The sequence below is a fragment of the Paenisporosarcina indica genome (assembly GCF_001939075.1).
Classification (GTDB): Bacteria; Bacillota; Bacilli; order Bacillales_A; family Planococcaceae; genus Paenisporosarcina; species Paenisporosarcina indica.
Map to the genome: position 1 here is coordinate 738,933 of NZ_MPTA01000002.1, position 13,416 is coordinate 752,348.

6 protein-coding genes are annotated in these 13,416 nt (G+C 35.5%); 1 reads left to right on the forward strand and 5 read right to left on the reverse strand.

Going from position 1 to position 13,416, the window contains the following annotated elements; translation table 11 throughout:
- The first annotated feature begins 143 nt into the window (after nt 1-143).
- Complete coding sequence (locus tag GY23_RS09090) at nt 144-3,302, forward strand: DUF3427 domain-containing protein (protein ID WP_075618871.1); 3,159 nt, start codon at nt 144-146, stop codon at nt 3,300-3,302.
- On the opposite strand, the gene GY23_RS09095 is transcribed toward GY23_RS09090, so the two are convergent.
- From GY23_RS09095 to dptF, 5 genes are all read right to left on the reverse strand, one after another.
- Complete coding sequence (locus tag GY23_RS09095; RefSeq protein ID WP_075618872.1) at nt 3,279-3,674, reverse strand: (deoxy)nucleoside triphosphate pyrophosphohydrolase; 396 nt, start codon at nt 3,672-3,674, stop codon at nt 3,279-3,281. The two genes, GY23_RS09090 and GY23_RS09095, sit on opposite strands and share 24 nt — an antisense overlap.
- Before the next feature lie 44 nt (nt 3,675-3,718).
- Entirely contained in the window at nt 3,719-4,156 is a 438-nt protein-coding gene (locus tag GY23_RS09100; RefSeq protein ID WP_075618873.1) for a hypothetical protein, read from the reverse strand.
- A 192-nt stretch (nt 4,157-4,348) separates the two neighbouring features.
- The gene (dptH, locus tag GY23_RS09105) at nt 4,349-9,616 is read right to left on the reverse strand and encodes a DNA phosphorothioation-dependent restriction protein DptH (protein WP_075618874.1); all 5,268 of its coding nucleotides are present in this window, start codon (nt 9,614-9,616) and stop codon (nt 4,349-4,351) included.
- The gene (gene dptG, locus GY23_RS09110; RefSeq protein ID WP_075618875.1) at nt 9,597-10,982 is read right to left on the reverse strand and encodes a DNA phosphorothioation-dependent restriction protein DptG; all 1,386 of its coding nucleotides are present in this window, start codon (nt 10,980-10,982) and stop codon (nt 9,597-9,599) included. Before dptG ends, dptH begins: the two co-directional genes overlap by 20 nt.
- Nucleotides 10,983-10,986: 4 nt before the next feature.
- Complete coding sequence (dptF, locus tag GY23_RS09115) at nt 10,987-13,161, reverse strand: DNA phosphorothioation-dependent restriction protein DptF (protein WP_084544081.1); 2,175 nt, start codon at nt 13,159-13,161, stop codon at nt 10,987-10,989.
- Nucleotides 13,162-13,416: the final 255 nt, after the last annotated feature.

Here is a 13,416-nt window from a genome sequence, read left to right on the forward strand (position 1 = left end):
ATATAATGGTATAATTTAGAAATAGTATTATTCTCCAACTTCAATTACATTTTGTGGTTTTTATAATAACGTATCCATATAAGCACTATTAAATCGGAAATATAAAAATAATGAAGACCTAAATAACTAAATTGGAGGAAACCATGAGCAAATATTCTAAGGGAATTATGGAAGAGCTATATATGGAAAATAAAGTCTACCCAGAAACTAAATTAATTCAAAAATTAGGTCTAGATGAATATGTAGAAACGCTTTCCATGCATGCAGCGAATGTCATCGGCGATAAAATAAGATCTCTCGCAGACGAAAACAACTTCACTGACATATACAAACTTCTTAACAAAGTTCATCAAATTACAGATGGTGATGTCAATTCAGATTTTCATTTGCCGCTATCCATGATCACTTATTCTGATACATTAGAAGAATTGCCTTTAAAAGAAGATCTATTTTTATCTAGAGTTGATGTACTTTATAATGATGCACATAAAATTAAGAATTTCTTTAAAACACTTTCTTATGAAATGAAAACGGCAGATGAAGTGTTCTTTCTAGTTAGTTTTATTAGAATGTCAGGTGCTCAACTTTTAACTAGAGAACTGATCGATTTAGAGAAGCGAAATATACCTGTGAAAATATTAACTACTACATATTTAAATGTTACTGAAGCTAAAGCAATTCGCCACTTACAACAATTTAAAAACGTTGAATTAAAAATTCTTCCATTAAAAAATGAATCGTTTCATACTAAAGCCTATCTTTTTAAAAGGAAATCGGAATTAAATACGGTGATAATCGGTTCATCCAATATTTCACATTCTGCGTTAATCAATGGTCATGAATTAAATGTAAAGATTCCTCATTCAGAGCATTTACCTGCTTTTGATCAAACCAAGTTATTTTTCAATAAAATGTGGGCTTTACCAAATGCAGTTGCTGCAGATGAGAATTTCTTAAGACAATATGAAAAATATCAAAATCAACAAAAGAATTCAGAGATGTCTTCATTTACTTTTGAAAGAACAGAAGAATACATGGTTGAACCTAGAATAGAACCTAACGAAATGCAAAAAGAGGCACTAAAAAATCTTTCCTTCACTAGAAACCAAGGGCAATCAAAAGGCGTTATTATTGCCGCGACAGGTACAGGAAAAACTTATTTATCCGCCTTTGATGTGCAACGATTCCAACCAAATCGACTATTATTCATTGCCCATCGTGAAGAGTTATTAAATGGAGCCATAAAAACGTTTACTTCATTATTCAATGATGAAGATCTTTGTGGAAAGATCACAGGAACGTCGAAACAATATGATAAACGTTTTATATTTAGTACAATACAATCTTTATCCAAGGACAAAACCCTAGAAATGTTTGATAAGCATGCCTTTGACTACATTATTGTTGATGAGTTTCACCATGCAGAAGCAGCTACATATAAAAAAGTACTCTCTTATTTTGAACCACAGTTTCTTTTAGGTCTCACTGCAACCCCTGAACGAATGGATGGTAGGGACGTACTTTCATTATGTGATAATAACGTTGTGTATGAGATTCGATTAAGAGATGCATTAGAAGCTAAGCTATTAGCTCCCTTTCATTATTTTGGATTATCCGACCTTACTGTAGACTACGACAAAGTAAAAGTAACCAATGGCCATTACGAAGAACATTCACTTACAAAGGCTCTATCCACATATGAACGTGTCGAATCAATTATTGAAAAAATTTATCAATACGGTTTTGATGGAGATACCCTATATGGTCTTGGTTTCTGTGTAAATATTGATCATGCGAAATTTATGTCAAATGAATTTAATGAACGAGGATTTGAAACAATCTATCTAACTGGCGAAGATTCGGTTGAACATAGAAGTCGTATGATAAAACGACTTGAAGAACCTACCGATAATTTATCTATAATATTTACGGTCAATATTTTCAACGAAGGGATCGATATTCCGCGAGTTAATCTAATGCTTTTCTTACGCCCAACAGAATCTTCAACGATCTTCATACAACAATTAGGTCGTGGATTACGAAAAATAGACAATAAAGAATATGTCACAGTGTTGGATTTCATCGGTAATTACAGAAAATCTTTCATTATTCCATTAGCTTTATCAGGTCAATATAACAGCAAAGCGTTTGATGTTGATTCCTTAAGAGTTTCTGTGGCTCATGAATTTGCAGATACAGCGGCAGGTTCCTTTGCTCAACTTGATCCTATTGCACAAAGAGAGATTCTGGAAAGGTTAGAAACGATTAAATTAAATCCTACAGAAATACTAAAAGAAATGTACTATCAATTTAAACATGATCTTGGACGATCTCCTGAAATTATGGACTTCCTCTATTCTGAAGAAGCTCCAAGTCTCACTTTCTTTTTGTATAAACATAAATCCTGGGTGAAAACTAAAAAGTCTATGCGTGATTTATCTTCATTTGATGAACTATTATTATCTGATGAAATCAAGATGTCTCTAATTGAAAGAATTGAAGGTATGCTTCCACTTAAATGGCCATACGAATTTGCCGTATATAAACTTGGAATGTTGCAGTCGGATGTTTCTGTATTAGACGTTCGTTTATGGCTTTCCAAAAGATTTTCAATTCATATAGATCCAAATTCACATGACACTTTAATAGTGCGTGCAATGATCCGCTTGACAAATATGCGTCCAAAACAACAAGTTGCTCTCGGCACATACACTAACAATGTATTCACATTCTCACATGAGACCTTCCAGTTACTAAAAGAAGAAGGTTTTAGAGACTACTTAAATGAACGCCTTGACTACGGACTTATTGAATTTAGTAGAACGTTTAAAAGAGAAGATATGCTGCAAAATTCAAAACGCCTTGCTTTATATAACAACTATTCAAGAAATGAACTCATTTTCTTGTTCGAAGCTAAGGTTGCAGAAAACACGTGGCGCGAAGGGATAAGTAGAGTAGACAATCACTATCTACTATTCATCAATTTGAATAAATCTGAAGATATTGCAGAAAGTATACGATACAAAGATAGCTTCAGAGATCCTTCTACATTTATGTGGCAAAGTGAAAATCGTGCTTCTCACTCTTCAGGACGTGGACAAGATTATGTACATCATAAAGAAAAAGGTTTCCATATTCACTTATTTGTTCGTAAATTTACTCAACTACACAACATGACTTTGCCATTTACGTATTTAGGTGAAGTCGATTATGTTAGCAGCCACGGTGATAAACCAATGAATATTATTTGGAAACTTCATAACCCGGTCCCAGAGGACTTATACCACGATCTGATTAGATAATAGCTTATTAACCGCTGGAATATCTGCAGGTGCCCATTCTAAAGTTAATAATTCTTGGATGGGTACCCATTTTAATTCAGCATGTTCTGAAGCAAATGGCGTACCATTTATTACTTTTGATATGTATGTTATTAGGTTTATGGTAAATGTTTCATATTCATATACTGTGTCTTCTACAAATTGATGTACTTCAATTTCACAAGATAACTCTTCTCTAATTTCCCTAATTAGAGCTTTTTCATGAGACTCTCCATGTTCTATTTTCCCTCCTGGAAACTCCCACAAATTTGGTAGAGCCATTTTTTCAGATCTCAATGCACAAAGAATTTCTTTTTTATCATTTATTATTATTGCACCAACAACATTAATCAATTTCTTCTCTCCTTTTAAACATCATTGTCATGTATTTGATTGAATTATTTCTTGCTAAAGAATTTCACAAGCTGACTTTTAGTAGGAAAAGGGATTTGAATTGGATACATAAGTTTACTATCTGCCATATTCACTATATAAGGATTAGCAGATTCTTTTATCTTAAACTTCCAATGTGGTGGCAGCTTATTTGTATTAGGTTGAGTGCCATCTAGCATCATTTTCTTTTTAAATGCATTTAATTTCGCCATGATAAACCGATCTTTAAATCTGACAAGTAAATATCCTTCGTGTTGATCGGAATTATATAAATCCATAATACTCTCTCCAATGTCAAACCAATTACTATCATTTTGGACAGATGGAGAGACAACAAATATTTTCCCTTTACGAAAGACTTTTGTATTTCTTTCCTGTCTAAGACCAAGTTCTTTTACTAAAAAGTCTAGATTCACTTTTGTTGATTCATGAGCAATCGACATGTATTAATATAACACTCCTTATATTCATAGTCTGATAATTTCAGTATATCTGATCTACCCCTAAATTTCTTTATTTCAAAAAGATTCATCAAAATAGTTTACTTTATTAAACTAGTGCATATATATGAACTCCACGAAGTAAAAAAGCTAATCTCGCTGGATATAATCCACGCAAGATTAGCTTTTTCCTTTTTACTCTGATTTAATCTCCGGCACCTGAACAATATGATGTTCAGGGTTAGACATAGATCCATTCGACTTCATAAACTGCCCCAATACCATGCACTGACCTTTTCTCAATCTGCGTAAGTCCTCGATGTCGGCATTTCCGATTCTGTTCGCAATGACTTTCAGTTCGCTTTCTGCTGGGTTAAAGTAAACCTTTGTTCCAGCATTGTCTAAAATGGCAAGTTCATTTTTTTCGAAGTTGCTGAATGTTTGCGTTGCAAACATCGCAGCCCAACCGAATTTACGGCCTTCCCTTAACACTTTGGCAGTTGGTGAGCCATCCGAGAAATCAAGGTTTTGTGCTTCGTCCAATACAACTGGAATCGGTTTTTCTTTCGTACCTCGCTGTGTGTAATACCATAAATCCCACAAGATAAATTCGGTCATGATACGTTTAATCTCATCCTGGTCGTAGCCAGCCAGCTGGATTACCGTGATTTGCCCTGGGGTATTGAAGTAATTATCCCACTGCGCTTCGCCGTCATAGTCAAACGGATCAATATCGACGAATTGAACCAGTCGACTTGAAATGGACTGTAATACTGTGCTTGAGTATCCTTCAAGTTCTTCTATCCGTTCAAGCAGATGCTCCATTTTCATTTTGTCCCCATACATGTCTATGCCCGCTTTTGTTGCCTCATAGATTGCATTTTTTTGTTGGGATCCAAATGATTTATAGACAGCTGCGAATACATCCTGGACTCTTCTTGCTGTTTCGGAAGTCTTCTCTATTGACACTCTACCTGCTACTTCTTTTTCACGTCTGACAAATGGATTAATTGGGAACTTGTCATGATAAACGATTCGTTCATGCAATTTGTCCCCCACACTTGCCAAAAAGGCCGGATCTAGTTGGGTTGTCGTAAAACTACTTGAGTAATCGATGACCAATGCTGGTTGACCTGATTTAGAAAAGTCTTTCAGAAGAGACTGGATAAAGTACGTTTTCCCTTGACCTGAACGCCCACCAATCAATAGATGTCTGTTTGAAAGTTGCGAGTGATTGAATTCCCAGTGGATGGGTTCCTGTCTTTCCAATCCCATTAGTGGTCTAATTCCTGTTTGAGTTACAGTTGGCTCTACTGAATCATCAGACTTTGACTCCTCCGGAACGTATGGTGCAGAACCATCAGCTACTTTTTCCACATCTTCATTAGGAGGTAACGGATAAATCAACTCTTCTTCCGAATCAACCGATTTTTCTTCCGGCACTTCTACCTCTACTTCTGGTGTTTCTTCAGGTATTTCTGGTTTTACCGGTGGATATACAGGATTAGGTTTCACCACTACTTCCTCTTCTACCACCTCCACCACTTCCGGTAATTCCACAATCTCTATCTCACTGAAGTCATCATTCTTCAATTTTTCCATGGATACGGCTAAAGTTGCGTATCCTGCTTGTTCTGGAATCTCATAGACGATGACGCCATTTTTTCTTTCTTGTCTACTCTCGGTTATGCCTTTTTTAAATGACATGACCATTCCTTGGCCAAACTCTGCTCTTAGTGAACTTGTGATTTCAAAGTCATCATTAAGCAGTTTGTCGATCATAGTAGAGCTGACGGTGTAATTCTTTTCAGGCCATATATTATTTACTTTCATTTTGTTGGCATTATTGATTAACACGCGAGCAAAGAAGTTTCTCAGGAACTTGGAGTCGAAATTATTTTCTTTTAATAACTGCTCATCTAGTCTTTCTTTCAGAGCGATTACTTGAGAAATTCCTTTTTCGATTACAGACGATTGATTGTTCCCAATTTTAACTTCAACCGGGTACATATGAACCAATACTTTTTCATCCTCGGTTAGCTCTAGTCCCATCATCAATAAATCATCGCTGCAGTTTCCTTTTTTACCGATAGTTTTTCCGGAGAAGATGCCTTCTTTTTTGCTCAATTTAATATTGCCTGTTACTCGCACGATTTCTTCCATTGATATTGGAACCCATACAATATTTTCAGTTTCAAAGAATAGTAAAGAGCGTTTAATCGCAGAAACGATACTCATTTTTTCTCGTTTATCGTGTGACTTGCCTTGAACTGCTCGTAGCAACCATTCTCCATTAAACGTATTAAAGGCTTTGATTACCTCTTCAATTCTCTCGTCTTCTACCGCTATTTGTTGCGACAACAAGAATTCTTTAATCACTTTAAAATATTGATTGGACTTGTCCGTAACGGTAATGGCATCGAAATGGCTAGTTGAAGATAATTGGTCGCTATAGTGAACAATGACTAGATTGCTTGATGATTCCTGGAAATACTTCAAATCAACTGCAGGGTCAATGAACGTTAACCAATGGCTATTTTTATATAGTTCTGCAAGATACTTTTCGTCTTCATTATTTATATGAAGTGCGAAAGCAATGTTTTTCATATATGGGTCATGCCCGCCATTTGTACGGTTTGCACTTAGTTCATTAATCTTGGTTGCGTATTTTGTTAACAATGTTTGATTTTGTGCAGCATCTCCTACACCAAACCCAACTCTGTATCCCCCATCCTCTGTTCGATGAGAAGATACTGTCGTATAAATACCACCTAAGTTAATGCTACTAGGAGCTTGATCCACTTTTTGTTTGGCGATATGTTCTTTATTCTTCATTTTGTAGAACGTCACATGACTGTATTCCAGTTGTTCATTGATGTCTCTTTTTGCATACTGTAAGGACGATTGAATGGCTCTTAATATGTCCTCGGCATAAAAGTCTTTTATGTTGATATCAATTCCAAGCTCATCTTTCAGAATTGATGGTTCTTCAATCTCATTCATCAAATCAAAAGCGCTTTTTATATTCGAGCTCACATTGTAAGAAGTCACCACAATGTCTCTTAAATTACTCAGTGAATTATTTTTCGTGATTTCTACTTTAAACCAGTTAATGATTCCCTTGAGTATTTCACGGTCATTATTAATATTCACGATATTTAAAAGCAGTGCGGATTTACTGTCGATTTCAAACAAGTAATCATAATGATCCATGAACTGATTGATTTTTTCCTGTACAACCTGCGCCAAGTAGTTATTCGTTTCGCCGATTGACACTTCTTCTCTCGGTTTGAACAAATGCCACTCCGGAATACGGTTTGTAGAATCCGGTTTAAATAAGTGACCATCTGTTCCGATTAAGAACGGAATAGTATAAGCAGCTTTTAGTCTCTTCAATATATTACTGTCTATGCTTTCACCAGCAGTTTCCTTCGTCAATTGAAGCTGGTACGCCACGTTCAACGGAGAAAATGGTGTCATATAGATTTCATTCTCGTCAAAAAGTGCCCCTAGATATAAAAGATCTCTTTCATCATTCTTCATTAACTCGCCATCACTGATATTGTCGATCGCTTCGACATACTCTTCAATATATTTTTCCGCATACTCAACAAGTTCATCTGAATAATAGGTAAAGGACGGAATGGTGTTTGTCTCTTTCAATAAGTTCAGGAAGTTGTGATAGGCTCCTTCCAACTTGGCAGGCATGAATAATGGCTCTTCCACCATTTCATTTATTGCCAGCTTCGCTCTTTTAGGCATCATGCTTAGCCATTGTTTTTCGAACATGAAATATTTCCGGTCTTGCTCATGTGTCACGAATGGCAGTTGGTCGATTTCCACTCTCGAGAAATCTTCATTGCCCAAGTAAGTGTTTTGGCTATTGATTTTTTTCTCCCAAATACGCATCGGCTCAATCGGAACAACTCTTAACACAATATCTTTGATCTCAATCGGGATGACAAAATCATTCGAATTCAACATGAACTTGAAGCTCGTTTCCATTTCATCCAGCAGTCCTAGTTCGAAGTGTATTTCCACACCTTCATTGAAACTAACTTCCGATTCTACTGATTGAACTAAAGTAGTTTCCCCACCTGTACCAATGACTAGTTTTTGGTCTTTCAGTTCCAATTGAAGAGCTTGATTAGCCATTGAACTAGCATTTACAAAGTACGAAGATTTATGGGAATCCAATAAGTCTTCATTGCATTTGATTACCAGAATATTAAAGTTATAAGTGCTTGCAGTACTGTCTTCATGTTTATATGTCACACGTTTAAACGTACGACCCGAATGCTCTAGTTTAATACTCGCTATTAATGAATGACCTTTGCTTTTAGTGAATTTCAAACTATTCTGCACTAAAAATTTGTCAGATGTATTTCGATCAAAAGGAACTTTAATTTCAATATGTTCACCCTCTACATAATCCGGGTGAAAAACAATTAAACTCCAAGTTCTTCTACCCGTTACCGAATCCGATTTTGGTCTTAACCAGGTAGTCAGTTCCTTATTAGACTGCTCGCTTACTAAAACAGATTTGACTTTATCGTTGTTAAAGGAAATTACTTTTCTTTCATTAACTTTGATCATCCATTCCGTTAACTCCTGAAAATCTGTCGATGCCCAATCATCTTTTCTCAATTTCGAGGCACCTTTATCGAACTGTTCCTCCAACTTTTCTTTCTCATTCCCCAGTTGTCTAGTACGTTCCACATCTTCAAATAGCGACGTATTATCTTCCAATCTGGACGCAATATTTTTATCTTCCTTTTTCCACTTACTACTTTCGTATTCATATGAATCTCGGACTTCCACAAGTTTTACTAAGCTAGAGTCAGGGAAATAATTTAATGCTGCAAAATCACCTTGATCTAGCCGTGCTTTTTTTAACAGTGAAAGTATATCTTCAAAGTCCAAGAAAGAAGAATTTTCGATTCTGTGTTCAGCTTCTCTTTTATTCAAGTAATGTCTTAATACCACTTTTTCACTGTCAATTAGTTCACTCTTGAATAAAAGTTCTTCCAAGTTCCCAACAATCTGGCTGACGTGTAGAGGAAGCCCTTCTGAAGTTAAATCCCTGCTACCGCCTCTAATCGAATCGTTTATCGTATTACAGATCATGATTAGTGCTGTATTTTTCCATTGTCCTTTTTGTTCACTCATTTCGTTACGCAGAGTGACAAGGAAATCAATGCTGGTATTGTCATTTGTGGAAGCAATGACGAATTTCGTTTCGTTGAAATTCAATGAGATTGTTTCATATTTTGACAAACCTGATTCATGTTGATAAACAAATTTTTCCGCATGGCTATCCGTTTTCAAAACTTGTATCAGTTCGTCTACCAGATTTTCTTCAGGCAGATACAAGTAATAGCGGTCTATTCGATTCTCTTCGGATTCTTTTTTAAAGAAGGTAACTAATTGTCCGCCTATATAATCATAAAATGGATTTAACATATTGAGCATCCCCACTATCACTTTTCTTATCAAGATAATTCAATTTATCCAAAGTGTTTATCACTTCTTCCTTGGAATGGTGATCTAGCCAGACACCTCGTTTTTCGAATTCATCCCATAGTTGTTTTAATTCGATTCGATTCGAAGATTCTCCAACCGAAACGGCCACCAACATCAATAATTGATCGAGTTTCAATGAAAGAATCGTTCCTAAAGAACCACCGTTTTTACGGTAGAATTTTGAAATAAAAGCTTCAAATGCTTTTTCATATCGTGAATTAACTGCATTATCTAGTCTCTGCTTAATAACGGACACTAAGTCTTTAAAAGCCTCGTCCAGGGATTTATTATCATCGTTTTCAGGCAGACCTACATTGATTCCATTCTGCTCTTTATAAAAACTGTGAATCCACTCATAGATTGATTTAACAAACATTTTTTCTTCTTCTGGTCCTACGTTTTTCAGTTCTCTTTCAATGTCATGATAAAACTGATTCGGTTTATCAGAAAATGTGTTCAGACCCACAATATTTAAAGCATGTTCGTGTGCAAAGAAGCCCTCAAACTGCTCCAATAACATTTTGTAGCCTGTTTTATAGCCATTTCTCCATTTTGACGCCTTTTCCCAATTCATTAAAAAATAGATTGGAGACAACTCCAACTCATTGAAATTCGTTAATTTATTCGTTTGAATAATTAATTGAGCCATCGCGATAAAGGCATAATGAACAAACAGTGAGGAAATGTTTTCAATTAAGAAGTTCGTGTTTGTAGACAAAGTTTTTATGTCTGCAAGAAATTGTTTTTGCAGTTCAGGAAATGTATTTCTATATTTTCCTGCTTGGTTTACAGTTTTTTCACCATCACTAGACAAATCCAAAATGGAAGAAATCAAATCCTGCTCCGATAGATTTTTAAACAAGCTCTGAAGTTCTTCCTTATTGTTGGTAATGAAAAAGTCATAGAAAAACGTAAAGAAATCAATTTCTCCTTTTCGTTCATTTTCATTTTCCGTAAAAGGGATATATTCCAGTTGGTTAAATTTAGTGACATTTGAATTTTCAATTTCATTGATTTGATTTTCAACAAAATGTTTGAAAATCTCTTTTGATTCATCATCATTGAATTTGCCCATATTGGTGATATGTTCAATAAAGTTCTGATCCGACTCTTTTAGGATATTCTTGTCATTAATTGCTCTAAGTACTGCACCAGTTATAGTAGAAAAACCATTCTCAAACTTGGCTCTTTCTGGTTTACGGGTTGGAAGTGGCAATAAGTAAGTTTGCTGCCTACGTCTGAACGTGTATTTACCACCCTTTAGTGTGAATTTTTCAATTCTATCGAAATCTAATTTATATTCCATGGCTTTACACCTTCTTCATTTCAAATTTCGCCTGTGAAAACCTAGGTTTTGAGATTTCATACATGGCATTCGTTTTCTTGTGAAGCAATAAAATCTTATTGTTTTTCTCAGCAGATTTGATAATTTTTTCATGCAGCTCATTAAATTGAAGAGCATTTTGAATGTCTTGTTTATTCGGTCTGTATCCTTTTCTTATTTTCTTAAGAAGCGAAAACAGGGCAAAGTCCAGCTCAAAGAAATACCGTTCATTATTCTGTCTGAATCCTACTTTTAAATAAGGGGTAAACCGATCGATACTCGCTTTCCCTTCCATCGAACTAAAAATGGTTTCATCGACATCTTCTTCTAGCTGAACTGGAACAGCGATATTGAACTCTTTATTCGTTGAACCCGTGAATATATAGCCATCCATCGGTGAGCCGTTCCAAGAAAAGACCACATCTTTCAACATATCAAAGAGGACGCCGATTTTGTCGCCATCTCCCGTGTAATACGCATATAGATAATTAATAAAGTCTCGATAACTCTCATTGCTCTCATAGTCGGATAAAAGAGATGTTTGTCTGATGAGCAATTTGGTTATCTCGAGATAGTTTTCTTTACTAATTCCAGAAATGTTAGGAATCCAGGAATCTTGGTTTTCTTTCGCAAACTTGTTGTTGATAAACCCTTGTTTGTCCTGGCTAAGAAGAAATTCCGTAATCATTTCATCTTTTTCACTTGATCTATTTTTTAATGGATCCAGTTCACTCAAAGCTTTTAATAATTGCGAGCGATCCGGATGGGCAAATAATAGATTCGGTAAGCTATTTTGGATTAAATCAAAGCTACTCTGACTTTGGGTAACTTCATTCACCGGTACAATAATTTCATATATAAAGTTATAAAACGATCTGGTGGATATAAAGATTTTCTCTTTAACCATCGCTTCAATCAAGATCTGCACAATAGACTCTTTGACCTTCGGGTTGCGTAGAAGGCCGTAGTTTTGATGAATCACAGTTGATATTCCATTCTCCTGATCGCGTAACCAAGCATGATAGAATGGGTTAAGAGGTTGGTTATCCGTGATTTTATTAATGATATTCAAAAAGAAATCAGAGCTTGGTCCGTTCGCTTCAAGTGTGAAAGGTTTCAATTCCGCAAAGTTTAATAGCTTGAATCGGGAATCATCCTGAACTGCGTTTGCACTTTGCTGAAAGACTCCGCTACGATCGATGAAGTCACATAGAGCGTTGAACTTCCCTTTACTCTTCTGTTGATTGTAAAAGTTATGAAGTACCCCTAGATTGATGGCGATTAGAGAGCTCATTGTTGGCGTTTTATCGTCATCAAATTCATTCAAGACTCTTTCAAGCGTTTCTAATGAAGTCTTTGTAGGATCATACGATTCAGTAGAGTCGTTATGTACGTTACAGTTGGCTAACAGCTCAGGGCGTTTTTCCTTGATGTAAGCCAGTAAGTGACTTTTTCCGTCTCCCACGCTACCACACAGCATGATAAGGGTCGGTGTATTATTCGCTTGGACGTTCTCCAGAAGACTGATAATCTCCAATTCTATGGATCGCTGCACATGCATATAGCTTCTGAACTGACCAAAGCTATCGGCATTTACAACTGATTCTTTTGAAGAAGACTGCAGTACAGATAATGTCTTCAAGAAACCTTCATTTTCAACACGTGGTGCGATATAAACTCCACTATTTGAACTTTCATCATTATTTAGAGTAGACGCTGCTACTTCTGAATTAGAATCCTCACTACTGCTTGCATTTATTTCTTTCCACTCAATGATTTGCTTAGTTAAGAAAATAATAACTTGCATCGCGATTTCGGCTTCATCCGATGAAAGGTCTTTTATACGTTTTTTATTTGCTAGTTCGATAAATACATTTGCTTCCTTATATTCCATTTCTGGAGCTTGATATTTACTTCTCAGTTCTTTCCAGATGAAATCCATTAATTTTAAATCGAAATACCATAAAGCCATGGGCTTCACATTTAATGTGTGCGTGAGCTGCTTCATTCTGTCGAAAGAAAGATTTTTGAAAACCAACTCCATTTTCGCAATGGCTCCAGATGGGTTGTTCTTTATATTCCGAACGATTCCATCGTAACTATAATCATGATCATATCTATTATCTATTATTAGTTCATTCCATATATCTCTATCTTGCATTTTTACTCCCCCTAAACACTACCTACCATAATTTTACCACAGCAGATTTTTATCATAAATACTATGTATATTATATAACTATTATTAGTTTTCCGATTAACAATTTATAGAAAATCTTGTAAGCCCATGATAATGGAGCTTATTTTCTTTCTCTTCTATTAGTATCTCAATAAAACTGCATACAAAACAGAGTTTGGCAATGATTAATATGAACAATTTAATTCGTAATTTACATAAAATTCATTTATACCCAAA